Below are 24767 nucleotides of genomic sequence, written 5' to 3' on the forward strand. Positions count from 1 at the left end.
TGGTGAAAGCGGGATAGGCCGATGCAAGGCGACGCTATCCGGATGCCGCAGGCAGTTGCCCTTGCGATTCCCGATTCCCGATTCCCGATTCCCGGTCGTACAGCAGATCCCACACGCCGTGGCCGAGCTTCTGGCCGCGGGTTTCGAAGTGGGTCTGCGGGCGCCAGGCGGGGCGTTCGACGTGGCCGCGCGGGCCTGCGCGATTGACCAGGCCCGGGGTGGCGTCGAGCACGTCCCACATCTGTTCGGCGTAATCGGCCCAGTCGGTGGCCGCATGCAGGCGGCCACCATCGCGCAGCTTGCGCACCACCAGCTGCGCGAACGCCGGCTGGATCAGGCGGCGCTTGTTGTGGCGCTTCTTATGCCACGGATCGGGGAAGTAGATGCGCACCTCGTCAAGCGCGCCATCGGCGATCTCGTGTTCGAGCACTTCCACCGCATCGTGGTGATACAGGCGCACATGCGTGCTGCCATCATCGTCCAGCGCATTGAGCAGGCGACCGACGCCGGGCGCATGCACCTCGATGCCGATGTAGTCGCGGCTGGGGTCCTGCTGCGCGGCAAAGCGCAATGCCGCGCCATTGCCAAACCCGATCTCCAGCACCTTGGGTGCGGGGCGGCCGAAGGCCGCATCGAGATCGCGCGGCGCACCGCTGTAGTCCAGGCCGAAGCGCGGCCACAGCTCGTCGAACGCGCGCTGCTGCGCCGGGGTAAAGCGGCCCTGGCGCAGCACGAAGCTGCGCACCTGCCGGCGGCCCTCTTCGATGGTGAAGGGCTTGGGCGGCATCTTGGCGCCGTCGCTGGTGAAAGGATCAGTCATGAGGAAGTCACATCAAAAAACAAAAGCCCCTCTGCCTTGGGGAGAGGGGTTGGGGTGAGGGTACGGCGTGAGGGAGCACGTGCAGCAACGCGCGATCCAGCAACGGCTACATCCGGCGCGTCACACGGCCAAGTAGTGCGCATCGAGTGCAATGTCAACGCAGCCCACCCACTCATCCAATCACGCCATCCACCGGACTCGACGCCGAGGCATACCGCTTGCGCGGAATCCGCCCGGCCAGGAAGGCTTCGCGTCCGGCCTCGATCGCCTTGCGCATCGCGCTCGCCATCAGGATCGGATCGCGTGCACCGGCGATCGCGGTATTCATCAGCACGCCGTCGCAGCCCAGCTCCATCGCGATCGCCGCGTCCGATGCCGTGCCCACGCCGGCATCGACAATGATCGGCACCTTGGCGTTTTCGATGATTTCCAGCAGGTTGTACTTGTTCTGGATGCCCAGCCCGGAGCCGATCGGCGCGGCCAGCGGCATCACCGCCACGCAGCCGATCTCTTCCAGGCGCTTGGCCAGGATCGGATCGTCGGAGGTGTAGACCATGACGTCGAAGCCATCGGCGACCAACTGCTCGGCAGCCTTGAGCGTCTGCACCACGTCCGGATACAGCGTGCGCTCGTCGCCGAGCACCTCCAGCTTGGTCAGGTTGTGGCCGTCCAGCAGCTCGCGCGCCAGCCGGCAGGTGCGCACCGCGTCTTCGGCGGTGTAGCAGCCGGCGGTGTTGGGCAGCAGCGTGTAGCGATCCGGCGGCAGCACATCGAGCAGGCTGGGCGCGTTGGGGTCCTGGCCGATGTTCACCCGGCGGATCGCCACGGTGACGATCTGCGCGGCGGCCGCTTCGGTGGCCAGGCGGGTTTCATCCAGGTCCTTGAACTTGCCGGTGCCGGTCAGCAGGCGCGAACGGTAGGGCTTGCCGGCGATGATCAGCGCATCAGAGGGGGCGGTATTGGTCATCGGGCAATTATCACCGATCGCGCGCAGCTGCGCCGGCCTGCGCGCCGCATCAACCGCCGCCCAGCGCGTGCACGATCTCCACCACATCGCCGGCACGCAACCGGTGCGTGGCATGCCGCCCGCGCGACACGATTTCGCCATTGATCTCCACCGCCACGCGCCGCTGTGCAAGACCTTCCTGCTCCAGCAGGGTGGCCAGCAGCAGATCGTCGGGAATGTCGCGCGGGGTGCCGTTGAGTTGAATGTTCATGTCATCATTGTGGCATCGCGTGCCGTCAGGGCGCGCGTTTTTGCGTTATGCGGCAATGCAGCGTGAGCGCGGGCGGCGAGGGTGAAACCATGTGCCATTCGCCGGCGTACGTCAGCAGGTCCGGTCCAGTTCCACACTACCTTGAACAGGCACTCCCATGGCTTCAACTCTTCGCCCGATCCGTTCCCTGATGGCCGTGGCCATCGCCATTGCGGCCACCCCGGCCATGGCCGCGTCTGCCTTCGACCAGACCGTGTTCTTCGGTGACAGCCTCACCGACAGCGGCTACTACAACCCGTTGCTGCCGGCCGCCTCGCGCGCCGTCACCGGCAAGTTCACCACCAACCCGGGTTGGGTCTGGGCCGAATACGTCGCCGACCATTACGGCACCAATGCCGCGCCCAACGGCAACGGCCAGACCGGCGACAACTACGCTGCCGGCGGCGCACGCATCCAGGCCAGTTCGACCAGCGTGCTCGGCGCCGCGCCCTCGGTGACCAGCCAGATCAACACCTACCTGAGCGCCAACGGCGGCCAGGCCAATCCGAACGCGCTCTACACCGTGTGGGGCGGCGCCAACGACCTGCTCGCCGCTGCAGCCGCGCCGGTCCAGGCGCAGGCCATCATCGGCAACGCGGTCACCGCGCAGGTCGGTGCGGTCGGCGCCTTGCAGGCCGCCGGCGCGCGCTATGTGATGGTGCCGACCATTCCGGACGTGGGCATCACCCCGCGCTTCCGCGCCGGCGGTGCCGCCGCGATGGCGCAGGGCACTGCTGCGGCAACCGCCTACAACACCGCACTGTTCAATGGCCTGCGTTCGGCCGGCCTGCGCGTGATCCCGGTCGACACCTTCCACATCCTGCAGGAAGTGGTTGCCGATCCGGGCACCTACGGTTTCAGCAACGTCACCAGCACCGCCTGCAACCCGGCCGTGCCGCTGCCGGCCTGCAACCCGACCAGCCTGGTCGCTGCCAACGCGCCCAACACCTATGTGTTCGCCGACGGCATCCACCCGAGCACCGCCACCCACCAGATCCTGGGCCAGTACGCCATCTCGCTGCTGGAAGCGCCGCGTCTGCAGCAGGTGCTGACGCATTCGGCGCAGGCCATCGGCCGCGCGCGCGCCGACCAGGTGGCCTGGCATCTGGACGGCAAGCCGGACGCCGACGGCCTGCGTTGGTGGGGCAGTGTGCGTGGCGACATGCAGCGCTACGATCACGCCGATCTGTACGACGGCATGGCCCCGGCCGGCCTGTTCGGTGTGGACTGGACTGCGGGCGACCTGGTGTTCGGCGGCTTTGCCGGCTTCGGCAGCATGGACGCCGACTTCGGCAACCGTAACGGCAGCTTCAAGCAGGACGACACCACGCTGGGCGGCTTCTTCGGCTGGTACACCGGCCCGGTCTGGGTCAACGCGCAGGTCAGCTACAGCTGGCTGAGCTACGACGTCGACCGCGAAGTGCAGCTGGGGCCGGCCACCCGCGTGCACAGCGGCTCGCCGGATGGCAGCAACCTCACCGCCGCGGTCAACGCCGGCTATTCGCTGGGCGAAGGCAACGTCAAGTACGGCCCGGTGGTCGGCCTGACCTGGCAGAAGCTCAAGCTCGACGGCTACACCGAGAGCAACGAAAGCTCCACCGCATTGGGCTATGCCGATCAGGACATCGACTCGATGGTCGGCCGCATCGGCTTCCAGGTGCGCCTGGACGGTGCAATGGTCAAGCCGTACCTGCAGGCAACCTACGACCACGAGTTCAAGGACGGCACCGAAGCCAGCGCCTGGCTGCAGTCGATGCCGGAAGTGGGTATGTACACCGTCCCGGGCCAGAACTTCGATCGCAACTACGCCACCGTCGTTCTGGGCGCCCGCACCGGCCTGTGGGGTCTGCAGAGCAACATCGGCCTGAGCACCACCACCGCCCAGCGCAGCGCCCGCGACGCGACACTGTTCGTGAATTTCAGCGGCAACTTCTGATCCAAGCACCACACGCGTTGCAAACGAGGGCCGGGCAACCGGCCCTCGTCACATCTGTGCATTGCGCCCGGCCCCCGCACCCGCCTAAACTCTCGCAACGCCGCGCGGGCGTAGCTCAATGGTAGAGCTGTAGCTTCCCAAGCTACTGACGTGGGTTCGATTCCCATCGCCCGCTCCAGAGCTTCTACTCAGTCCGTAACTACTTGATTTAGTTGGATATTCAGACCGATTGATGATTCCGAGCGATGCCCCTTGAGGTATCAATCGAGGTATCAATCTTGCCCAAGCCTCTGATGATGTCGCGCTCAGCCGGCCTACATGCGCGCTTCTTTGTTCCCACTGATCTTCGAGCCCTGGTTGGCTCGCGTTACCTTGTCCGATCGCTGGAAAACCGTCGTGGGGACCACGCCAGGCTGGCGGCGGCCACGATGGGGATGGCACTATCGATGGCATTCGATGCCATGCGGAAAGGGATGACCGTGGATCTGGAAGAACTGCTGGAAAAGGTTCGCAGTGGGGACATCAAAGAGCTGACCCTGAAAGATGTGACGCTGCCCGACGGCACGCGCATCGCTCAGGCGCAGCTGGACAACCCCGCCGATGCCGGGATCTTCGGAGACCTCATGGTGCGGTCGCGGCAGACGGAGCCCACTGAGGTCATGGCAGCGAGGGTGGCCAAGCGTCGGCAACAGTTGCGCGAGGGCAGTCAACGCATATCCGGCGGCGGCGATGCACCCAAGGCGCTGATGCTGTCCAAGGCGATGGCCGATCATTTGAGGGACCTGGCCGGGGCCCGTCTGCATCAGAAGACCGTGTTGGAAAGCCGTCACACCCTGCGCCTGTTTGCCGGGATCCTTGGCAAGGACGTGCCCGTGGCCTCGCTGACCCAGGATCACGTGCGGGCCTTCTTTGAGGGCGTGCGCTACTGGCCGTCGAATGCGACCAAGCGGCCGGCCTACCGAGACCTGTCGGTGCCCGAGGTCATCAAGCTGGCGAAGAAGAACGAGGAACCAGAGCCGGCGGCGTGGACCATGGCGAAGCACCGGCAACGGTTGAGCGTCTTCCTGGTGTCGCTGGTTGAGGGAAAGCATCTCGCAGTGAACCCGCTGGCAGGCATCCGGGCGATCTCTACGCCGGATTCGGAAGACACGGGCTCGCCGTTTACCGATGCCGAGTTGAAGGCCATCTTTGACCCGGTGGAGTTTCCGAAGTGGGCGTCGAAATACCCGCATCGGTGGTTCGGACCGATCTTGGGACTTTACTCGGGAGCTCGCGTCAACGAGATCGCGCAGCTCCGGCTGGAGGACATCGACACCATCGACGGCGTGCCCGGCTTCTTCGTCCGGAAGATCGGGAAGAAGCAGAGCATCAAGAACAAGCACAGCCGGCGGTTCATCCCGCTGGCTCAGCCGGTCATTGAGGCCGGGTTCCTTACCTACGTGGAAGAGGCGAGGCAAGCTGGGGTCGAGCGGTTGTTCCCGGACCTGCCCAACTCGACAGGGCTGGGCTACGGACGGCAGCTGAGCCGTCAGTTCTCCGTTTACATCAAGCGGCAAGGGGTGGCGGAGAAGGGGCAGGGGTTCCACGGGTTCCGCCACACGATTGCTTCAAAGCTGGATGAGGCGGGTGTGTCGGCGTCTGCTATCGGAGCGCTTACCGGGCATGGCACAGGGCAGACCGTGCTGGAGAAGTTCTACATTGATCGGCGGAGCCTGCCGGACCGGGTGGCAACGCTGGCGAAGTTGAGCGAGCTTGCGGTGTTGCCTGTCTACGAGCCAAGTCAGTTCGGAAAGAATCTGAACCAGAAAATGGGATGACGAAAGCGGGAATCTGATCTACCTAACCTAACCCTTTGCTTCTATGACGGATCGCGAATCGGCTGTGTCCTTTGTTTAATGTTTTTTCGTTCTAGCGTCGGACGCGCGTTTGAGGTTAATCTAAAGTTGCCGAGTGCATGCTAGTCAGATTTCCGACGGTGGCGAACTAGGCAGAGACAGGGAGGGGTATTCGCATTACTTTTGATAAAGACTAGGCTGGAGGCCAAAATGACGGAGACTCAACGGGAAAAAGCTGTCCTCCTCGCAATGAAAGCTTCGGGATTGGAAGGCACGGTAGTTGTTAGTGTTTCAGAAGGGGAGCGGCTTCAACTGCATGAAGGAGCCGAGGCGGACCCTGAGGCTTTACGCTCTAAATACGACCTCATCACCGATGATGCACGAGTGAAGTATCTGGTTAAAAAAAAAGACAAATGATCTACTAAAGGTGGCAAAGACTGCTTTTTTTTCGCCGAACACTAGCGTTCAGGTCGTGGAGATTGCAACCTTTGAGGGGGATTTTGTGATTCCTATCGCCGTAACATTCTCAGTGGAGTATCAAGGAGGCGGTTTGGTCTTCTTGACCACTCCAAGCAGGACCATTGCGGTAGCGAACGCAGTTGCAGAAGAAAGACAGGAACTCATCGAGAAACAGGAGGTCTCTCGATCCGCTTCAAAGAAGCAGAAGTTGAAAAGGTGACGACATTCCCAGTCCTTGGGAAGCTAAACCTTCCAAGGACCTCCGGGACCATGCCGATTTCCTGGTCTTGCCACCGCATCGATCTATCAGGCGACTTCTCTGCGGATTTTTCTTGCCACTGCCCAATGCATAGCTGGGTTGCCTTGTCTGCCTCTTCTTTCGCTTGTTCGGGCGGAAGGCGACTCAGTAGAGATATAAATGCTTGGTTCCAGAATGACTCTATATTCATGGCTAGTGGTCTTGGCTTATCATTACTTCTTATAGCTTGATATTCAGGAGTGTCAAGTCCTTGAATTCAAGCGTCTCAAGATAAATGATCATAAAAAAGAGGCTGCGATCACGTCAGCCTCTTCTCATATCTTCTTGTTAGTTCTATCGGATCAGTTGCGCGCATACCATGAGTAAGAGCATTGGAATCCCACTCAGCATGGCGAAGGCTGCGGATGCGCCCATCAGAGTCTGCAGCGTCATGACCCAACACTGCCATCAAGCGAACTCCCTTGTGTCCCGAGCCTAGCGACACGAGCATCGGCCGGGTAAAGGCGTTCCACCTTCCGTGTTCTCCGTCGGGCCATCGGCGGCCCGACGATGAAGCCTAACGGCCTGGGAGGAGCAGGATGCTTAGAAAAACTCACCGGGTCAGCTGCACCCAAAGCACCACCAGCACCATGGGGAGTCCGCTAAGCGCTGACGCGACCCAGAAAGCTCCCATCACTGTCAGTGGCGTCATGACCCACAACTGGGCAGCGGTAAACCCGCGGTCGCGCCGCATAGGCCTCCTGCGGGTGGAGCCGCTCGGCTTTGCGAAGACCCCATCTAGCCATCAGCGGCCCGACGATGAAGCCATAAGGACCCCCAGAAGAGATGCTCAGCGAGAACGCAAGAGAAGAACCGTTTCGAAGGTCGTGGGCACTTTATGTTGCCGCTCAGAATAGCTATGAGCTAAAAGTGCTTCCGAAAGAGTGAGATTGATGGCTGTCAGCGATAGCTCCGTGGCGATTGTTTAAGCTTCATCTACTCAGCCGGCTGGGGAGGCAATTGAAAAAGGCTACCCTGACGTGGCATGGCCTCATCCTGGGTTCCAAGCGCGATTCGCGGACCGGCTTTCATGCTTCCGAGTCAGCTCGGCAAGGTGCGCTTGAATCCGACTATTCGTGTTCGTGAAAGAGTTGCACCGGACGAACTCTATGTCTTCCCAAAAGCCTACTACTGCCGAAATCATTTGGTCTAGAACGCTTCTTGGCAGCGTGATGTTCTCGAACAGATGGTGGGGCAAGGCGTCTTTGCGGACGCAAAGTTGACCTCCAGCGACCTTCAAGACAGTTCCTGGAGGCAGCCAGTGAGGCCAGAGCGAAGGGCATAGCTCGTGAAGCTCCTCGGCCGATGGGCCGTCCCCATGTCTCAAGACGTTGCCAAACAGCCGCAGCACACGCAGATCCGTTTGATCGCCGAACGATTGAATTGGGTTGTCAAACAGGCCTTGAAACAACGCGGGCACTCCCCTGCTGCCCTTAGACCAGTCGGCTACTTTGATTTTGTTCTGGTCATCAGCAGTCCACTTCTTGCGTCTTGCCATAGCGATCATAAGGCCGCGAAGGCTTCGCTCATGCATGGACTGCGTAGTAAGCAAGAAACCCTCTACCGTGTTGTGAAGTAGATCTGCGTAGACATCCGCTCCGAATGTGCTTTCCGCAATGTCGCCGCTTTCCTCCATCTGCTCGATCCGTCTCTCTAAGGTATTGAGTGAAGGAACCACCACCTCGTCCCGAAACATGGCGAAGGCGTGAAGATCCAAGCCTGCGTAGACAGCGACACTATGGTCAGGCCAATGGATTTGGGCCAACGATGGGGTGGCAGAATTCATCGGTTTGCGTCCGTTCGAAGTGTCCCCATTTTCGCTCTACCGCTGAGGTATTCAAAGGTGCGGCGGGCTCCTTACTCTACCTTGCCCAGGCGACCCTGAGGCCACGTGGCACCTGTTGCTGATGTGTAAGGGCGGCATCTTCGGTTGCAGCAAAGGTCGTTCAAGTCGAGGGTTGAACCGCCTACCTCCTATCCAACAACTCTGCGATTAGCTGATCTCGAACCTTGGGTTGAAGATTCGTCAGTGTCGCTAGGACCTTCGCCAGTTGGTCCTGCTGTCGATCGCTTTGCTCTCCCAACGCCAAGATCGCGTCGGCCATGCCAGGGGTGCTAGCCAGCAAGAAAGCAGGTGGCACTTCCAGCGCTTTTGCCATCTCGAACAAAGCCTCGAGGCTGATAGACATGGCTCCGGATTCATATCTGGATATCCGCGCTGACGCTGTGTCTTTGTCCAGGCCCATTCGCATCCCTACCTCGCGCTGACTCAGGCCCCGTCGTTCGCGGGCTTGACGCAGGCGCGCGGCCACGATCTCCCGAGGGGCGGGAGTGGCGGGCTTCACAGGCTGAATCGATGCAGTGCAGGCATGGAAAGAGCATGACGGAAGCCTTACGCCACGGGTAGACTCTACGTGACACGTAAGTTCGTCGCAACCCGACGCAAGGAGCAGGGCATGAAAAAGCAGTGGGCAGCGGCCATAGGCGCGTTCGCGATGGCCGCAAGCATGGCGGTGCAAGCGCAGGACAGGGGAAATCTTCTTCAGCAGATTGGGCGGGCCATCACCGGGGCTCCGCAGGTATCAAGGGACAGGGCCAAGAGCCCGTATCTCGATCCGCAAGGAACCTACTGGGACCTCGACCAGGACGAACTGGCAGGCGCGCAACACATCCGCGCTGGGTTGGCGTCCACGGCCTCGGCGGGCTACCACACCTGCGATGCGAGGCTGATTGCGTCGACGCGGTCTAGCTACCGATTGAGCAAGACAGAGCGCGAGCAGTGTTTGTATGGCGAGTGGCTGATCGATACGAAGCGGAACGGGCCTAATGGCATCACCGCTCAGGAGCCGGAAGCCATTGAGCGCAAGTATGGCGCGACCTTCGATGCAAGGGCGCAGCGCTTCCGTAGCATCCAGCGTTTTGCCGTTCGCCCCAACATCGTGGACCAACCGTCCTATGACCGGCGACGCGGCATCTTGGACATCTACGTGCCGATTCCTTGGATCACCGGATTCCAGGTAGAGGGCATCGCGGGCGAGGGGTTTGCCCCGACCAGTGCTCGCAGTGAGCGATCTGTTTGGACACCCCAGCATGCCGGGCATTTTCATCTTCCAATCCGTATGAGCGAAAGCGAGGCAGCCGGATTGTTCAAGCAGGGCAGGGACGCCAGGGACGATCTGGTGGTCTTCACCGTCAAGCGGGTCTGGTTGGAGAACGGAGGCCCGCGCGCCGAGGTGGACGTTGAACGCGTCCAGGTGGGTTACCGAAACGAAGTCATCGGCGTGGACCTGACCAAACAGAAGAACGGAGAGTCGTGATGCGGACCATTCAACGTGTTTTGATTCCGGCGTGCTTCTTGGTGTTGGGCTTGTCGGCCTGTGGTGCAAAGCATGCGCCGAGCACGGAGGACGCTGTCAAAGCAGTAGAGCGATTCTTTACTGAGAAGGGGAGGCAGGCAACGCTTCAGCGGACTTGGCGGTTCGAAGTCAAGGAAGCGAGCGGGCTGGAGATCGCCTGCACAAAACTGCCCAACGGTGATCAGGAGTGTCGGATCTCCGGGAGCGTCGATGGACTGGGCTTCATTGGCGATCAGCCTACGACGCCGAAGGCCAAGGAAATGCGCTTAAAGATGACGATGAAGTTCCGGCCGGCCGGCGAAGGTTGGGAACTGGTCGACGTGACCGATGACGGAACATCTGCGGGCTAACCCTCGACCAACCATTTGCCATGCGGTTGCCGTGACGCCGTTTGGTCTTGCTCCTAACAGAGGAAAAGAAATGAACCACCAAGCGAACTACCAGCGGCTTTATGCACCAACCGGGCCGGCTGCCATGATCCTGCCCTGCGTCATCCTCGGGCCCTTGGGTATGCTGTTGTTTGGAGCAGGTCTCGACGCTGTCTTCAAGACCCAGCAGCTGATGGGCTTGGTCTACTGTGTAGGTGGGCTGCTGATCGCCGGCTTCCTGGCGTTCTGCCTGATGTTGCACATCCGCGCCCAGCAGGTCTGGGCTTGGCATGTCAGGACCGGTCGCATTCCCTACTTTCGCAAAGGCGAATTCCTGAAGGGGGCGCTCGTGGGCGGCGGGTTGGGGCTTGCAGCGGTCTTCGGTTGCGCGGTGCTTGGCTGGAAGTTCGCGGAACACCCTGTCTATGGTGAGCTCGCTACTGCTGCCTTTTACCTCGCGTTCTTGTGGGGCAGCGCGGTCGTGGTAGCTCCAGCGCTCATCGTTGGCTGGGCGAGGCGGGCATGGGATCGAACGGCAGTCCCGTCAAAGTAGCCTTGTTCAGGATCCAAGGCTGTGCGGTGCGCCCGTCCAGGTGAGCAGCTCACAGCGCAGATCCTCGTCATCCATTCCATGTCGTGTTAAGCATCGATACGCTACACCTTCAGGCGCTTCCTCGCATCTACCCGATACCACGGCTCTATCTCTCGAGCATCCATGGAAATAGCTACGACTTTCAGCGGACTCGAGCGCGTGACCTGCCAAACCGTCCGCCGTAAGCCGCTGTGAATGTGCCAGTAGTCCGTGCCAGACGCCGATGGCTCAAGGATGAAAAACATGCTTTGCGGCCGTGTTTGTGTCGATTTGAAAAGATCGGCACAGCAGAGGAGCACATAAGGTAGGTAGCCAGGAACGAAGTTCTTGAAACTCCAAATATCGTATTTGTTCGCGAGATCCAGTAACGGCAAGAACTCTTTCAAAGTCAACCCTGGGCACAGATGTCGGCTCCGCTCGTAAATACTTTCAAGATTATCCAGCGCATAGAGCTTCAAGCGCTTCGCATCCTCTGCGCTGCCACGGGGGGTTCGGTTAAAAATATCGAACGGCTTGGCATTCTTGGCAGTGGAAGGGCAGTTGGCCCATCTCTCGTGTGCGAAATGAGTTTCCACCTCGGTAGAAAGCTCGCCCTTCGGCTTGACGATGCCTCCGCAGACTGGGCAAACAGCGGTATCGTCGGAATGGTTTAGTAGCCATTCGCCAATGTCGATGAGAGGCCCATTTAAAGCTCCACTCTCAAGTGCGCTCTTCATTCTTTCTTCCGTGGACGATAGGCTGAGGCTAATCGTATCAAGAAGCATGAAGTGTCGCGAGCGCTTAAGTGCTACTTGATTGGCAGCACTCCGCAGTCAAGAAGTTGTTTATACCAATCAGTAAGCCCATCAGTATCGAAGAACTCCGGATCTGAAGACGAGCCAAGTGATTCGGGTGGGAAGACAATCCAGCATCCCTGTCTGGAAGGGCGCTCGTCCGGCTCTATGGAGAAGCCAGCCTCCTGTAGCTTGATGATTGTGTTGTTCATCACATGCTTTTACTACTGATCCGCGGTTTGATACGCCCAGGGTTTCCTAGACATCTCATGGCCATGGAAAATGGTCGATTCGGAGGTGTCTATGAGCAGCAAGCGGTATACGGATGAGTTCAAGATCGAGGCGGTCCGGCAAGTGACTGATCGTGGGTTCAAGGTGGCAGAAGTCGCCGAGCGGCTGGGTGTCACCACGCACAGCCTGTACGCCTGGCTGCGCACGTTCGGCAAGCCTGGCGTAGTGCAGCGCGCCGAGGTGGACCAGAGCGCCGAGGTTCGGCGGCTAAAGGCAGAGTTGCGTCGAGTGACCGAGGAGCGCGACATCCTAAAAAAGGCCGCCGCGTACTTTGCCAAGGGGTAAAGGCAAAGTACGCCTTCATGCAAGCCCACTGCGGGGAATTCAGGGTGTGTGTGATGTGCCGGGTGTTGCGGGTCAACCGGGCGGGTTATTACGCCTGGTTACGCTCGCCCGACAGTGAGCGCGCCAAGGAAGATGATCGCTTGCTTGGACTAATCAAGCACCACTGGCTGGCCAGCGGCAGTGTTTATGGGCATCGCAAGATCACCACGGATCTGCGCGATCTAGGTGAGCGTTGTAGTCGCCATCGGGTGCATCGGCTGATGCGCACCGAGGGACTGCGTGCCCAGGTGGGCTATGGTCGCAAACCGCGCTTCCATGGAGGGATGCAGTGCAAGGCGGCTGCCAACCTGCTTGACCGACAGTTCGACGTGACGGAGCCGGACACGGCCTGGGCGAGTGATTTCACCTTCATCCGCACGCATGAAGGCTGGATGTATTTGGCTGTTGTGATCGATCTGTTTTCCAGGCAGGTCGTCGGCTGGGCGATGCGCGATCGGGCCGACACCGAGTTGGTCGTGCAGGCCTTGTTGTCTGCGGTGTGGCGGCGCAAACCCAACGCTGGTTGCTTGGTTCATTCGGACCAAGGGTCTGTCTACACCAGCGATGACTGGCGCAGTTTCCTGGCGTCCCATGGCTTGGTGTGCAGCATGAGTCGGCGTGGCAACTGCCACGACAACGCACCCGTGGAGAGCTTCTTCGGCCTGCTCAAACGCGAGCGGATCAGGCGGCGGACCTATCCCACCAAGGACGCCGCTCGCGCCGAGGTATTCGACTACATCGAGATGTTCTACAACCCCAACCGCCGCCACGGTTCAACTGGCGACTTGTCCCCTGTAGAGTTTGAACGGCGCTACGCGCAACGAGGGTCTGACCCACCCCCTGAAAACTGAGCCACGGTAAAGTAGAGACTTCGGCAGCATGGGCCCCCGTAGCAACGAGGATTCAAGCGATGAAGAAGTCACGATTTACCGAAGAGCAGGTGGCCTACGCGCTCAAGCAGGCCGAGCTGGGGATGGCGGTCGGGGAGATCTGCCGGAAGATGGGCATAGCCGAGGCCACGTTCTACGTGTGGCGCAAGAAATACGGTGGGCTGGGCCCGTCCGAGCTCAAGCGCCTGCGGCTGCTGGAAGAGGAGAATCGCAAGCTCAAGCAACTGGTGGCCGACCTTAGCTTGGACAAGGCGATGCTGCAGGAGGTGGTCACAAAAAAGCTCTGAGGCCTGCCCAGCGACGTTCCTGGGTAGGCAAGCTGCATGAGCGTTTTGGGGTCAGCCTGCGCCGCGCGTTGCAGATGATGTCGATGTCCCAGTCCAGCTACTCCTACAAGGCCAAGGCGCGGGACTGCAGCGCGGTGCGCATGCGAATGCGGGAGATCGCCTTGAGCCGTGTTCATTACGGGTGCGAGCGGGTTTTCGTAATGCTGCGCCGGGAAGGCTGGCGGGACAACCACAAGCGCATCCATCGCATTTACAAGGAGGAAGGCCTGTCTTTAAGGCATTGTCGGCCTCGTCGCAGTCGCAGTGCACGCCGACGGCAACCGATCAAAGTGGCCACTGCGCCCAATACCCTGTGGGGCATGGACTTCGTCAGTGATGCGCTGTTCGATGGCCGTCGCTTCCGGTTGTTGCCGGTACTGGATCACTTCACGCATGAGTGCCTGGCCATCGTCGTAGACCAGTCCTTGCGGGCCGACGATGTGGCCGAGGCAGTGACCCGGTTGGCCGCTCAACGCGGCAAGCCGGAGGCGATCAAGGTGGATAACGGCAGCGAGTTTGCCGGCAAGGTAATGGACCGCTGGGCGTATGAAAACGGCGTGGAGCTGGACTTCTCCCGCAGAGGGACACCGACCGACAACGCGCTGGTGGAAAGCTTCAACGGGCGCCTGCGGCAGGAGTGCCTGAATGAGCACTGGTTCTTGTCACTGGCCGACGCGCGGAGCAAAATCGAAGCGTGGCGGCGCTTCTATAACGAGGAGCGACCCCACAGTGCACTGGCATGGAAAACCCCTGAGGAATTCGCCCGAAATTGCGGGTCCCAAGCGAATTCCCAGGCGCCGTAGAAGGTCGAATTCTCTACTTTCGAATGGCACGGTAATCGGGGGTGGGTCACTTAACCCGGGACTCTAAACCAAGCCGCTACTCAGGGCGGGGGGATGTCGGGTCTTGAGTGTCTACGGAACCCTGGGCGTATCAGTCTTCCAGATTCTTGCCGGCCCACTCCAAGAGCTTTGTGTAGCCGTCCTTGCCGCCTGCCGGGGCGAAGATTCCAGCCTCGTAGGTGGACTGGCGAGCCTTGAGGCCATCCAGATACACGCCAACCAGCTCTTTTGGGAAACCAGCCTTTTCCAGTGACTTGAAGCTCTCTTCGGAGATGGTGCCGGTCTCGGCAAACTCCTGAGTGAACACAGTCTGGTCGAGGCCAGCGGCCTTCAGTGCGTCTGCTGCAGCGGCTTCGTTGGCATCGCCGCCGTTTCCTTCGCCTTCCACTGTCGCGGCTTCTTTGGCCGCCTTCAGCCCAGCATTGCCGGCCGGGTCAGCCGGAGTTGCGGCAGCCGCGTAGGCTGCCTCCAGTTCTTCGACCGTTTTGTATTTGCCGCCATACAGGCGTTCGGTCTGCTGACCTTCGGTTCCGTCAGCGACGACCTGAGCCGGTTGGGTCTCGGTGGTCTGCTCGGTCACTTGGTCGTGCCCAGCGCGTTGTAGTGGGTAGTGCCGTCGCCGAATTCAGTGATCGTCACATCGCCCTTCTTGGTCACGCGCGGATAGGTCTTATCTGCCACGGCGTCAGCCCGTGGTGCTGGTGTGCCTGCCTCGTCGGCGGGGGTTGCGGCTTTTGCCATGGTCATTCCTGGATTGGTGAGCCACCTGTCATCGCTGCGTTCACCAAGTTCGGTGCGGCGCGGACAGCGGCCTCGTTCATTGCGGAGGTCTGGTCGTTTTGCTGGACGGCTTCTGGGTCGAGCACAAGACCCTTTGTGGTGATGTCGGATGCGGCGCCCAGTCGGGACAGCCACTCGCCCCAGTCGATGCGGCGGCCAGCTTCTTGCTCACCCATGACGCCCTTGGCGGTCTCGCCAAAGCGCACGAGCTTCTCGAAGTCGTGGCCGCGGCCTAGGGCTGCGACGCCTACGGTGATGCGTGGTTTGATGAGGCCTTCCGGCAGCTCCGGGATTGCCCCGTTCTGCTGCAGTCGGAAGAGGATGCGACGGATGAGTGGAACCATCAGCTCGGGGCCGAGCACCGAGTAGAGGCCGGCGCGGTTATCCTCAAGCACACGGGCGAGATACTGGATTTCCTCTCGGGTCACCCGGTCGCCGCTGCGCTGGATGGCAGTTCCGACGCCGAAGACCAGCTCCAGGTTGCGGGCGGTGGTGTCGGCTTCGCTCTTGACGAAGGAGAGATCCTGGAACTTGTCCAGGGTCAAGGAGGAAATGTCGTTCTTGTCGCCGCGGATGACGGCGCCCGACTCAGCCTTGGTCAGCTGGTCCGGCTTCATCGCCGAGGTCGGCTTGAGCAACCAAAGGATTTTCGCGGCAGCTGCAGCCCCCTTCCGAAGCGCCTTTCGGAGCGCCTCAAGAGTCTCGAACTCACCTCGGTAGTCTTCGATCAGGCCGCGACCATAGTCTTCACTAGTGGGCCGAGGGATCGATACTGGAATCCAAGGGGGAGCATCGATTGGGTAGCTGCCTTCGGTCCCGGCGATGATGACGCCTTCGACCTCCTGATAGCACAGCCAGTTCTCGTTGTTCTCGTCGCGGTATACGCGGGTGTAAAGCTCAGCGTCTTCGGCCAGCTTCTTCAACCGCTCGGTCTCGGAGACCTTGGCGAGTATCGATTCACGAGCCTCGGCTGGGAGCATCTGAATGGCGATCATGTCGAGGGTGACAATCTCCAGTACGTTGCCCAGGCCGTCGCGGTCAGCGATGTAGGAGGTCAACGGGTAGAGCTTGCCCGGCCCTTGGTCTGGCACGTACAGCAGCCAGTTGCCAGTTGCGGCGGAGTGCTTGAAGCCTTCGGCTAGGACCGAACGCAGCTGCGCACCCGCTTCGATTTCATCCATGACGGCACGTTCGATTTCCGAAAGCGCCGTCTCAAGTTCTCCCTTCTGGATGCCTGCTTCCTGCATGAGCTTGTCCGATTCGGACAAGTCGGGCTTCAGGGTGAAGGGGGTGATGTTGGGAGGCAAAACTGCAAGTAAAAGTGCATTGGCGATTGCGTTGGCGCAGCGCGCGCCCGTGCCTTGTACGGGAGTGATGAAAGTCTGTGACTTTTGCTTCGGGTCAACGAACAGTGATGGGATGGTGACCTTGGTACACGCTTTGGCGCGGGTCTCGGCACTGTTTCGGTTGGGCTTCAGCTCGTCGTAGCGTTCCTTGGCGGATACGAGGGTCTTGCCGGCGTCAGCCACGCGGAATGGTCAATCCTTGGTAGAGCGGAGAGTTCATGTCGCTGCGTAGACCGGATTTCCTGCGGGCCTGCGCCGATTGGGACTGGCCGGAGCCGTCACGTGCGGTGACAAGAATGTCTGGTGTTTCCGTCTTCGGAGTCTTGGGTTTGGAGCTGCACATCAGCGGCGTCCTCCTCGGGACTCTTCGCGTTCCTGCTCGCGCGCGGCCAGGAGTCGAAGTACCAGGCGGCGCTCCCCGGACTTGAGGAGGAATTCCTCTCGGTCCTGCTCGGGGTCGTAGATAACCTCGGGGTAGATGCGGGCCAGCTCGTCGATCAGCTCGTCGGCGGTCAGGGGAATATTCATGATTCTTTAGGTGAACTTAGAGTGGATCTAGAAAGGGGAAAACCGTGGGTTTTCCCTCTAGAGGCCCGACTAATTCGCCAATCCCTGCGCAGCCGCTCGAAGCTGCGCCAACGTCCCGCAATTGACCACGGTGTGGTCCACCAGCCAGGACGGCAGGGGGCGTTCACTTGCATGGTCTGCGACTGAGGCGACGCCCGGTCGATCCACTACGACAACGATGCCGCCCAGCTCTCGCACCAGCATGGCTTCGTTCTCGAAACGCACGTCAGGAATGACGACACCAGCAGCGCCGCCAGCGCGGGCCTCCTCAACGCGACGTGCGGCGACTTTCAGCCAAAGGCTCTCGTCGATCATCTCTCGACCCCATTCGGTGCCGATGGTCTGCATGAGGCGGCGCGGGGAAGTGCCGCCCAGCCAGTCCAGCGGTGCTTCCTTCAGAGGGCCTGCGGTCAGTTCCTCCATACTCAGACCGGTGATATCCGACACAAAGCGGCGCAGCGGTTCGGCTAAGGCGATGCGGATGAAGCCTTGCTCGACGAGAAAGCCAGCGAGGGTGTCCTTGCCAGAGCCAGCTTTGCCTGAGATGCCGACGATCTTCATCGGACCACCTGCAGGGAACAGAGGTATCTGGCTCAAGAGACCCAACCCGCAATCAGCCAACACCAGCACATGGCGGGTGCGAGGATGTTGAACAGCTTTACTTTCACTTGCCGCCCGAGGCCAAGAGCGACGAAGGCCCAAAATACAGTCCAGCCCAGCGTGAAGTAGGCCACGCCGAACCACGCGACGATGGTTAGAAACAGCATTACGGTTCCCAAAGATTCACCTTGTTTGTTTTGTAGTTGAGGTCACCGTGGCGGAGGATTCGCGCCAGGCGTGCTTGGACGAGGGCGTCATCTGCCGTCAGTCCCTTCTTTTTGTAGATAGCCACCACGGCCGCCCACAGGGCCGCCAGGTGCTCGTCTGGGGAGCCGTCGCGGTACGCCTCGTGCACGGGCATCAGGGCCTCGTCAGCGCGCTTGGCGCCGATGCCAGGGCACCCGGTGTAGTTGTCGGTGGTGTCGCCCATCAGGGCTTGCTTCATCCAGAACAGGTCGGCGTCGTAGCGGTCGATAGTCCGCACGCCGAGGTCTGGCTTGTTCGGGTTGTAGAGTCGACAAGGGATCGTCTGGAGATCCTTGTCGATAGACACAACGATGCGCGGCCCGGGGCACCGCTTGGGACTGGGATGCGTCGCCAGGGTTCCGAGGATGTCGTCGCCTTCCAGCGAGTGCCGCTTGATAATCTTGTCGGCGTACTCCTCGTGAATGAACTCGTCGAGGGCGTGCCACAGGACCGGCTTGGGCTTCTCGTGGCGGGCCTGCTTGTAGGTCGGCTCCACGTCCTTGCGGAAGTTATGCTCGGGGCACGACAGCGGCAGCACGAAGTCGGCGGCGTCGAACTTCTCAACCAGCTCCGCGATGTACTCGGCCACTTCGACCTTCGCCTTTTCCGGCTGGTACACCTCCATGGTGTCGCCGTCGCCATCCCAGTCGATGGACTTGGTGTTCTTGAAGGCCATGTAGTACCGCAGCACGTCCGCGTCGATCAGCAGGACGGGTCTCTGGCGCTTCTTCAAGGTGCCTTCTCGGGGTGCCGCTTGTGCCACTCGTCGAGGCGCTTGAGGTAGTCCACATAGGCGGCCTGAAAAGCGGGACCATCGCCGAGCGGGTACTCCCGCTCGTCACAGACGACTCTGGTGGTCGGATACGCATACGGGACCTGAGTGCAGCTGGTCCCTGTGCACACCGATTGCCACATGATGATCACGTCATTCTCGACGTGCGACCGCTTGCAAGCACCGTAGTCGGCGTCCGGCGAGCGCGGCTTCCAGTCGTATTGCAGGAGCGTGACGACGACTAGTGCTGCAAGAAGGATGCCTCCTGTGAAGAGGGACCGCCTCATGCGAACACCGCCCGGCGGCCAATCTCGCGCGACAGCTTTTCCAAAACACATTCCACTGCCATGCCGACGTAGTCGGGAGGGCATAGCTCGACGCAATGGAATCCTTGGCACGTCGCCTTGACTTCTATGTAGCCAGGGCCACGGCCATGCGAATAGCCGGCTTCACGGATGAAAATCTGAGTGTCTCTTGACCAGCGAGGGATCGGCTTGTCGCTCATCGCTTGCCCTCCTGAAGGCGTTTGATGGATTCCTTGTCGGCGTTGCAGCGCGCAAGGGCGTCTTCGGCGTTGCCGCCGAAGTGATAGAGGTCATAGGTCTCGGAGGCGGGGTCGGCCATCACCGCGTCAAGGGAGCTGTGCTTGCCCTCGACCAGGCACGGCTGGAGGTACAGCTCGATCACCGAAGTGCGCGGCACGCAGCCCGTCAGGAATGCGCTGGTGCAGATAGTCAGAAACAGCAGGGTCTTCATTTGCAGCGGTCTCCACGGAACGGTTGCGCTCAGCGCGCAAATCCCGAATTGCTTTGTCGAAAGAGGCACGGCGAACGGCCTCCTGCTGGAGGGTCGCCAGTGATTTTTTGAGGTCGTCGTAATCACGCGAAGTCGCTTCGAGCGACTCAACACGCTTCGCCATGTGGCCGTAGGACCACAGACCGAATACTCCTGCGCCGAGGGCGGCCAGGATCAGCAGACCGGCGAGAGTCTGGAGGATCTGCTTGGGGGTCATCCAACGTCTTGGGAGATTTCCAAGGCATAGTCATAGCCGTCCCAGTTATCCACGCCGGCTGCACGAAGGGCGCTCAGAAACTCTTCGTCCTCTAGCAGTTCGACATATCGGGCACGGGTGATGGTCACCGTCTCGGTGTTCGTGTCGTTCATGTGTTCTCCTGAACCCAGCAAGCCACCTGCAGAAGCTCTGCGGTAGAAGCGTCGGATTTGATTTGGTTGGCCCTGCTGGAGATAACGCGGACGTTGCCGCGCACGTAACCCAGCTCAGGGGTGATGCGATCCAGCGTCGGGGAGTTAGGTCCCTGCGCCTTCAGTCCGACAGAGCGGAACAGCGGAATTCCCAGGGCGGGACAGAAGCTTGGAATCTTGATGTCGTACCTTTCTAAGTTGAAAGGGAGACCGCGCTTCTGTGCCCGCCTACGGGCACTGCGAAGGAGCACACCTACCGGATCGGAGGTGCGTGGTTTGGTCAGTGGGTTTCTGCCCAGTTGTTGCCGATTTTGTATTCGCCATCGAGCTGACAGCGGAAGCCGAAGTAGTCACCTGCGGCGCGGATGGATGCCACCGCTGTCTGGCCGACGAATTCGGCACGCTGCTCGTCAACCTCAATCTGCCATTCGTCGTGGATGTTGCCGACGAACTCGTAGTTCACTCCCGGAACTAGGCCAGCTTTCTGGAGTGTCTGGTCGAGGATGTGTAGGCCCTTTTTCATAACCAAGGCACCGGCCGACTGCAGCAGCGTGTTGAGTGCAGCGTGGTCACTCCGGATATGCAGCTTTCGGCCGTCCAGGCCGATTAGGTAGCCCTTATCCTTGGCGCGTTTCTTGACGCCCTTGACGAGCTTTGCGAGCGCCGGAAGACCCTGTAGGAATTTTTCCTTAAGTACCTTGCCGTGCTTGCGCCCCTTGCCGATGATCGATCCGATCTTCTCGTCGCCTGCCCCATAGAGGAAGGCGTAGATGAAGGTCTTTGCGTTGTCGCGGGAAGGGAGGCCAGCTGCATTTTGGTTGACTGCGTGGATGTCGCCTTCCAGCAAGACCCGGGCGTAGTCGCCACCATCGAATGCGGCCATGAAGTGCGCCAGACAGCGCAGCTCCAGGCCCGATGCGTCAGCGCCCACCAGCTTCTTGCCCTTCGGCACGGTGAACAGCTCGCGGCACTCATAGCCCCAGCCGCCCGCTTCGCCGAAGAGAATCCCCTCCTTGCCCTTTTGGACCTTGGGGACCTGGGCCATGTTCGGCCCCGAGTGCGTCATGCGTCCGGTGACCGCAGCGTTCTGATTCACCCGGCCGTGGATGCGTCCATCCTTCTTAACCTGGGTGATCCAGGCTTCGGACTTCTTCTTCGACTTGCTCGGGGTACCGTCCTTCTTGAGCTTTGGCAGAGGCTCGGAGAGTTGCCCTGCGCGCTTCGCCACCGTTAGGTAGCGCAGCAACATGGGAATCTCGGGGTACTTGAGGTGCGCAAGGGTCTCTTCGTCGATCTTCGGGCGACCCTCAGGCGTAAATACCGTGGGCTTCCATCCGTGGAGTGCCTTTAGGCGCTTCGCGATGTGATCGCGAGAGCCTGCATTGAAAACATACGACTTGAACTTTTCGTGCGGCACGCCTTTGACGTAGCCGAGTTTTGCGTTGTTGACCTTCGGGACGAACATGCCGAGGCTCTCACGCCACGGCTGGAACACGCGGGTCAGCTCGTCAGTGAGTCTGGCCTTGGTGACCATGAACTCGCGTTGCAGCTTGTCGGCCTTCTTTTGGTCGAACAGGAAGCCATAGGAAGTCTGGCGCTGGAGTATCGGTGCGATGCCATGCTCCAGGTCAATCGCTTCTTGTGACAGCCCCTTGGTCATCTGCAGGGCGAAGAGCTTCTGCGTGACGCGCACGTCCTGGTCGCAGTAGTCGTCCATCTCCTGGTTCCATGCTGCCCAGGGATCGAGTCCCCTGGACTTCATGACTTCGGAGTAGTCGCCTTTCCATTCGCCAAGGCGGTAGCCCCAGGCTTCCAGCGCGTGCCTTCCCACAAACTGGCCCGGCAGCTTTCCAGGCGACTTCTTGATGGCAGCGAAGTCGCGGTCGCGCAGGTCCGGCCATAGCAGAGTGGACAACAGCATCGTGTCCAGTGCCCGCTTAACCTTGAAGTCCGGGTACAGCTTGCGGATGGCGGGCACGTCGAAGTTGACGATGTTGTGGCCAACTACGGCATCCGCGCCCCGAAGCATCTCCAGTGCCTGCTCGATGGTCAGCTCTCCGTTTACGCGGTTGGCTGACAGCACTGCGCCCACGGGCACTCCCTCCGGATTTACTTCCTGGAGGGAGATGCAGTGGATGGTGGTGAGTTCGTCGAGTAGGCCGTTGGTCTCAATGTCAAAGACGAGCCAGGCCATCGGAGCCTACACCTCGTGCAGCCTTGGGGTAGCTTTTGAGGAGCTGCTTGACGCGCTCGAAACTCGGCAGGGGAACATCATTCGGCTGCTTGGTGAGGTCCTCATCGAGACCTAAGTCGAGGCGGTAGCCGTAGTCCTTGTAGCGATGCATCCGAGCATAAGTACGCTCGTCGCCGTTGTTGTTCATCACAACGAGACGCTTCGCCTCGGCGTCGGCAGCAGCTTCAGGGTGCGCTGAAGCTGTCGGGAGGTCGTATTCCAGCCACGCCGCGAACATGCAGCAGCGGAAGTCGAATGCATCTCGGTGCCCTTGAGGTGTGTCGAAATGAAAGCCGACCAAGTTGAAGAGGCGGCCGGTGTTTAGGTCGTGGAACTGTGAGGTGCCGTTGGGTGCCGCCAGCTCCATGTACCGATTGCCCTGCTCCGAGAACGCAGCGAAGGCAACGAGGTAGTCCTGATAAGAACGGAAGAACAGGTCGTAGTCTTTGGCGGGAGTGCCGTCAAAGAACGACCGTAGGGCGCCGCCACCGAGGATGGAGACGATGCGCGCTGCGGCCGGCATGTCCAGAAAGATTGCCTTGATGTAGGCGCCGTAGGTCATTCGATGATGGCCTTGATGCGGCTGGCGACGCGACCGGCACGTAGAGCGCGCGAGCGGTGGCCCACGGCTTCCTGTACCAACTTGGCGGCCTTCGCTTCTGCGATTGCAGCGCGGTCGCGCAGCTTCCCTTCGGCTGCATCCAGTTTGCCCAGGGTGCGGTCCAGGTCGGCGACGATGGCTTCAACGCTTGGGGCTGGGGTCAGGAAAGCGTGGATCGCCAGCAGTGCGGTCTTGAGGGTCATGTTGTTTATCCTTGAGTGAGGTGAGGTGCAGCTCAGTAGCCGCTTGGCGTGTCGTCGAAGCTCTCGTCATCGCCGTCCGCGTATGGGTCGGCGCACGGCACGAGGCGGCCGGTCTGTTCGTCGTAGCGGAGGTAGATGCACTTGCCCGCGGCCTGGCCGGTGTAGCGGTCCTTGAGCACGCGGAGAGTCGTTGTGGTTCGGACGGAGATGTCTGCCGCCTGTTGATCGCGCTCCAGACCGAACATGAAGTGCGACCAGAAGCCAATGGCGCGACTGCCCTTGAACTGACGGATAGTCACGCGCCCACCTTCCTCGTGCGGCGAACCCTTCTCGGGGGTCGTGAGGTGGGAGATGAAATAGATGCAGACGTTCAGCTCCATCGCCAACTTGGCGAGTGCAGCCATCACCTGTTCCAGCACTTTCTTCTCGTCGTCGGCGTCGGCTGCGAGTGCAGTGAGGTGGTCCAGGAAGATGTGCTTAACGCCGTCCGCGACGGCCATATGGCGCATCTTGGAAGCGATTACTTCCCAGTCGGTGGTGCCAAAGTGGTCGTAAAGAACGACGTTGCCCGTGCTGTCCAGGATGTCGAACGCGTCTTCTAATTCCTGTTGCGTCCAGCCTGCATCAGGCACATGGAAGCGGCGCGAGGCGTATTTTCCGGCCAGGCGCTTCGCCGTCTCCGCGGGCGGCTGTTCCAGCTTGAGGACGCCGCACTTCTCGTTGCAGGTGGTCGCCGTAAATACGATGATTTCGTCGAACACATCGGACTTGCCCATGCCCGTACCGGCGCCCAGGCCGTAGATTTCGCCGTAGCGCCGGCCAAGGGTGTAGTCGGTCAATTCGGGCCAAGGCCAGGGCATCCCGATGACAACGGGAGCTAGCGCCTTCTCGCGCACGGAGCCGAAGGTCACGATGCCGTCTGGACGAACCGTCTGGGCTTCGTAGATGCACGAGACGATGGCCTCGCCATTGCCGGCCTGGAGCATCGCGTTGGGGTCTTTCAGCGGCAGCTGTGCGATTCGCGCCTTTCCCGGCGAAAGGATTCCAGCGACCTCCTGAGCGGCGGCCTGGCCTGGCTCATCCATGTCGAACATGATGACCACTTCGTCAAACTTCTCGACCCACTCAAGCTCACGCTTGATGGCCTTCGCCGCGCCCTGTGCACCGTTTGGAACCGACACTACGGGCCACTTCAGGCCGAGCACTTGAGCGACGCTTAGGCAGTCCACTTCACCTTCGGTGATGACCAGGCGCCGCGTGGGCTGCCAAAGGTGCTGGCCGAACAGGCCTGCTTCCTTTGTGTCGCCAATGAAGGCGAATTTCTTATCTTTGAACCGTAGCTTCTGTGCGACGGTGCGCCCGTCGCGGCGATAGTTGGCGATCTGGCAGGTTTTGCCGTCCTTGTTCTTGCCTACCCAGTAGGAGAATTTTCGACAGGTTTCTTCCTGCAGACCGCGAGCGGCCAGAGCTGAGGCTTCGCCCTGGGCAAAGTCGTCGGACATGCGGTGCCTTGATTGCGTGCGTGTGGCGTCGCCATCTGCCGGCTCGTAGTGGGAGCACCCAAAGCAGAAGCCGTGCCCGTCGTCGTAGCGCGCGAGGTTGTCGCGACTGCCACACTTAGGGCACGGCTCTTTAGCAACGAACTGAGACTCAGCGTCGGCTGACACGCTCGACCGACCACATGGTCTTGCGGCGGGTCACGCCCAGTTGGCGGTTGGACGCCGAGCGGACCATCGCGTAAGTGCGGTCGCGCTCTTCCTTCGGTACTTCTTGGGTCGCCTTTGCGAAGGCCAGGCGCATTGCGGATTGGACCTGTTGCATCACTTGGCCTCCTGAAGGAAGCGGCGGAA

The 24767-nt window shown here is 60.7% G+C and carries 30 protein-coding genes, 1 tRNA gene and 1 pseudogene; 9 read left to right on the forward strand and 23 right to left on the reverse strand.

Annotation, left to right across the window (positions count from 1 at the left end; translation table 11 throughout):
* Window positions 1-34: 34 nt before the first annotated feature.
* The 3 genes from trmB to thiS form a co-directional block, all read right to left on the reverse strand.
* Window positions 35-820: a tRNA (guanosine(46)-N7)-methyltransferase TrmB gene (gene trmB / locus XARJCFBP2528_RS11865; RefSeq protein ID WP_016903328.1), complete on the reverse strand. Its 786-nt coding sequence runs from the start codon at window positions 818-820 to the stop codon at window positions 35-37.
* A 172-nt stretch (window positions 821-992) separates the two neighbouring features.
* The gene (locus XARJCFBP2528_RS11870; RefSeq protein WP_016903327.1) at window positions 993-1787 is read right to left on the reverse strand and encodes a thiazole synthase; all 795 of its coding nucleotides are present in this window, start codon (window positions 1785-1787) and stop codon (window positions 993-995) included.
* A gap of 49 nt (window positions 1788-1836) precedes the next feature.
* On the reverse strand, window positions 1837-2037 hold the full coding sequence (thiS, locus tag XARJCFBP2528_RS11875) for a sulfur carrier protein ThiS (RefSeq protein ID WP_016903326.1): 201 nt from the start codon (window positions 2035-2037) through the stop codon (window positions 1837-1839).
* A 190-nt stretch (window positions 2038-2227) separates the two neighbouring features.
* On the opposite strand from thiS, the gene XARJCFBP2528_RS11880 reads away from it, so the two are divergent.
* The 4 genes from XARJCFBP2528_RS11880 (at window position 2228) to XARJCFBP2528_RS23415 (ending at window position 6264) form a co-directional block, all read left to right on the forward strand.
* Window positions 2228-4012 (forward strand): autotransporter domain-containing esterase, encoded by a 1785-nt coding sequence (locus XARJCFBP2528_RS11880; RefSeq protein ID WP_016903325.1) that lies wholly within the window; start codon window positions 2228-2230, stop codon window positions 4010-4012.
* 104 nt (window positions 4013-4116) lie between these two features.
* A tRNA-Gly gene (locus tag XARJCFBP2528_RS11885) sits at window positions 4117-4190 on the forward strand.
* Window positions 4191-4257: 67 nt separating this feature from the next.
* A complete protein-coding gene (locus tag XARJCFBP2528_RS11890; protein ID WP_016903324.1) occupies window positions 4258-5829 on the forward strand; it encodes a site-specific integrase in 1572 nt (523 codons plus the stop codon).
* 228 nt (window positions 5830-6057) lie between these two features.
* Window positions 6058-6264, forward strand: coding sequence for a hypothetical protein (locus XARJCFBP2528_RS23415; protein WP_146011225.1), 207 nt, complete (start codon window positions 6058-6060; stop codon window positions 6262-6264).
* Between the two features lie 893 nt (window positions 6265-7157).
* Here XARJCFBP2528_RS23415 and XARJCFBP2528_RS24160 read toward each other — a convergent pair.
* The 3 genes and pseudogenes from XARJCFBP2528_RS24160 to XARJCFBP2528_RS11910 all read right to left on the reverse strand — a co-directional run bounded on the left by XARJCFBP2528_RS24160 (window position 7158) and on the right by XARJCFBP2528_RS11910 (window position 8949).
* A pseudogene (locus XARJCFBP2528_RS24160) lies at window positions 7158-7398 on the reverse strand (hypothetical protein).
* A gap of 197 nt (window positions 7399-7595) precedes the next feature.
* Window positions 7596-8390, reverse strand: a complete 795-nt coding sequence (locus XARJCFBP2528_RS11905) for a hypothetical protein (RefSeq protein ID WP_016903321.1) — start codon at window positions 8388-8390, stop codon at window positions 7596-7598.
* Between the two features lie 181 nt (window positions 8391-8571).
* Window positions 8572-8949: a helix-turn-helix domain-containing protein gene (locus XARJCFBP2528_RS11910; RefSeq protein WP_026064520.1), complete on the reverse strand. Its 378-nt coding sequence runs from the start codon at window positions 8947-8949 to the stop codon at window positions 8572-8574.
* Window positions 8950-9060: 111 nt separating this feature from the next.
* On the opposite strand from XARJCFBP2528_RS11910, the gene XARJCFBP2528_RS11915 reads away from it, so the two are divergent.
* From XARJCFBP2528_RS11915 to XARJCFBP2528_RS11925, 3 genes are all read left to right on the forward strand, one after another.
* The gene (locus tag XARJCFBP2528_RS11915; protein WP_026064519.1) at window positions 9061-9921 is read left to right on the forward strand and encodes a hypothetical protein; all 861 of its coding nucleotides are present in this window, start codon (window positions 9061-9063) and stop codon (window positions 9919-9921) included.
* A complete protein-coding gene (locus tag XARJCFBP2528_RS11920; RefSeq protein WP_026064518.1) occupies window positions 9921-10310 on the forward strand; it encodes a hypothetical protein in 390 nt (129 codons plus the stop codon). The genes XARJCFBP2528_RS11915 and XARJCFBP2528_RS11920 overlap by 1 nt, the downstream gene beginning before the upstream one ends.
* A 70-nt stretch (window positions 10311-10380) precedes the next feature.
* A complete protein-coding gene (locus XARJCFBP2528_RS11925; protein ID WP_230673879.1) occupies window positions 10381-10881 on the forward strand; it encodes a hypothetical protein in 501 nt (166 codons plus the stop codon).
* 101 nt (window positions 10882-10982) lie between these two features.
* Here the strand turns inward: XARJCFBP2528_RS11925 and XARJCFBP2528_RS11930 are convergent, their stop codons facing one another.
* Window positions 10983-11636: a hypothetical protein gene (locus XARJCFBP2528_RS11930; RefSeq protein ID WP_155410720.1), complete on the reverse strand. Its 654-nt coding sequence runs from the start codon at window positions 11634-11636 to the stop codon at window positions 10983-10985.
* 360 nt (window positions 11637-11996) lie between these two features.
* Between XARJCFBP2528_RS11930 and XARJCFBP2528_RS11940 the strand changes: the two genes are divergently transcribed.
* Together XARJCFBP2528_RS11940 and XARJCFBP2528_RS11950 are read left to right on the forward strand one after the other, a co-directional pair.
* A protein-coding gene (locus XARJCFBP2528_RS11940) for an IS3 family transposase (protein ID WP_155410721.1) occupies window positions 11997-13159 on the forward strand; the annotation gives its coding sequence in 2 pieces (ribosomal slippage) (window positions 11997-12234 and window positions 12234-13159; 1164 coding nt in all).
* 59 nt (window positions 13160-13218) lie between these two features.
* Window positions 13219-14327 (forward strand): IS3 family transposase gene (locus tag XARJCFBP2528_RS11950; RefSeq protein ID WP_102596805.1). Its coding sequence is split into 2 segments (ribosomal slippage): window positions 13219-13471 and window positions 13471-14327, totalling 1110 coding nucleotides; the frame shifts between segments, so codons are not numbered across the junction.
* A 130-nt stretch (window positions 14328-14457) separates the two neighbouring features.
* On the opposite strand, the gene XARJCFBP2528_RS21660 is transcribed toward XARJCFBP2528_RS11950, so the two are convergent.
* From XARJCFBP2528_RS21660 to XARJCFBP2528_RS23440, 16 genes are all read right to left on the reverse strand, one after another.
* On the reverse strand, window positions 14458-14946 hold the full coding sequence (locus XARJCFBP2528_RS21660) for a hypothetical protein (protein ID WP_016904314.1): 489 nt from the start codon (window positions 14944-14946) through the stop codon (window positions 14458-14460).
* Window positions 14943-15107, reverse strand: coding sequence for a hypothetical protein (locus XARJCFBP2528_RS23420; protein ID WP_155410722.1), 165 nt, complete (start codon window positions 15105-15107; stop codon window positions 14943-14945). The genes XARJCFBP2528_RS21660 and XARJCFBP2528_RS23420 overlap by 4 nt, the downstream gene beginning before the upstream one ends.
* 2 nt (window positions 15108-15109) lie before the next feature.
* Window positions 15110-16675 (reverse strand): portal protein, encoded by a 1566-nt coding sequence (locus tag XARJCFBP2528_RS11960; RefSeq protein WP_016904316.1) that lies wholly within the window; start codon window positions 16673-16675, stop codon window positions 15110-15112.
* Between the two features lie 159 nt (window positions 16676-16834).
* A complete protein-coding gene (locus XARJCFBP2528_RS11965; RefSeq protein WP_016904317.1) occupies window positions 16835-17020 on the reverse strand; it encodes a hypothetical protein in 186 nt (61 codons plus the stop codon).
* 69 nt (window positions 17021-17089) lie between these two features.
* Window positions 17090-17620, reverse strand: a complete 531-nt coding sequence (locus XARJCFBP2528_RS11970) for a deoxynucleotide monophosphate kinase family protein (RefSeq protein WP_016904318.1) — start codon at window positions 17618-17620, stop codon at window positions 17090-17092.
* Window positions 17621-17652: 32 nt separating this feature from the next.
* On the reverse strand, window positions 17653-17826 hold the full coding sequence (locus XARJCFBP2528_RS23425) for a hypothetical protein (RefSeq protein ID WP_016904319.1): 174 nt from the start codon (window positions 17824-17826) through the stop codon (window positions 17653-17655).
* The gene (locus tag XARJCFBP2528_RS11975; RefSeq protein WP_016904320.1) at window positions 17826-18638 is read right to left on the reverse strand and encodes a T7 exonuclease; all 813 of its coding nucleotides are present in this window, start codon (window positions 18636-18638) and stop codon (window positions 17826-17828) included. Before XARJCFBP2528_RS11975 ends, XARJCFBP2528_RS23425 begins: the two co-directional genes overlap by 1 nt.
* Entirely contained in the window at window positions 18635-18964 is a 330-nt protein-coding gene (locus XARJCFBP2528_RS11980) for a hypothetical protein (RefSeq protein WP_016904321.1), read from the reverse strand. Before XARJCFBP2528_RS11980 ends, XARJCFBP2528_RS11975 begins: the two co-directional genes overlap by 4 nt.
* Window positions 18961-19182, reverse strand: coding sequence for a hypothetical protein (locus XARJCFBP2528_RS23430; protein ID WP_146011227.1), 222 nt, complete (start codon window positions 19180-19182; stop codon window positions 18961-18963). Before XARJCFBP2528_RS23430 ends, XARJCFBP2528_RS11980 begins: the two co-directional genes overlap by 4 nt.
* Window positions 19179-19433, reverse strand: a complete 255-nt coding sequence (locus XARJCFBP2528_RS11985; RefSeq protein WP_016904322.1) for a hypothetical protein — start codon at window positions 19431-19433, stop codon at window positions 19179-19181. The genes XARJCFBP2528_RS23430 and XARJCFBP2528_RS11985 overlap by 4 nt, the downstream gene beginning before the upstream one ends.
* A 252-nt stretch (window positions 19434-19685) precedes the next feature.
* Entirely contained in the window at window positions 19686-19841 is a 156-nt protein-coding gene (locus tag XARJCFBP2528_RS23435) for a hypothetical protein (RefSeq protein ID WP_016904323.1), read from the reverse strand.
* Window positions 19842-20160: 319 nt separating this feature from the next.
* Entirely contained in the window at window positions 20161-22074 is a 1914-nt protein-coding gene (locus tag XARJCFBP2528_RS11995; protein ID WP_016904324.1) for a DNA polymerase, read from the reverse strand.
* A complete protein-coding gene (locus XARJCFBP2528_RS12000) occupies window positions 22055-22675 on the reverse strand; it encodes a Gabija anti-defense Gad2 family protein (RefSeq protein WP_016904325.1) in 621 nt (206 codons plus the stop codon). Before XARJCFBP2528_RS12000 ends, XARJCFBP2528_RS11995 begins: the two co-directional genes overlap by 20 nt.
* A complete protein-coding gene (locus tag XARJCFBP2528_RS12005; RefSeq protein ID WP_016904326.1) occupies window positions 22672-22917 on the reverse strand; it encodes a hypothetical protein in 246 nt (81 codons plus the stop codon). Before XARJCFBP2528_RS12005 ends, XARJCFBP2528_RS12000 begins: the two co-directional genes overlap by 4 nt.
* A 32-nt stretch (window positions 22918-22949) precedes the next feature.
* Complete coding sequence (locus XARJCFBP2528_RS12010) at window positions 22950-24419, reverse strand: DnaB-like helicase C-terminal domain-containing protein (RefSeq protein WP_016904327.1); 1470 nt, start codon at window positions 24417-24419, stop codon at window positions 22950-22952.
* A 148-nt stretch (window positions 24420-24567) separates the two neighbouring features.
* Complete coding sequence (locus XARJCFBP2528_RS23440; protein WP_016904328.1) at window positions 24568-24738, reverse strand: hypothetical protein; 171 nt, start codon at window positions 24736-24738, stop codon at window positions 24568-24570.
* Between the last annotated feature and the right edge of the window lie 29 nt (window positions 24739-24767).

The sequence above is a fragment of the Xanthomonas arboricola pv. juglandis genome, from assembly GCF_001013475.1.
Taxonomy (GTDB): Bacteria; Pseudomonadota; Gammaproteobacteria; order Xanthomonadales; family Xanthomonadaceae; genus Xanthomonas; species Xanthomonas arboricola.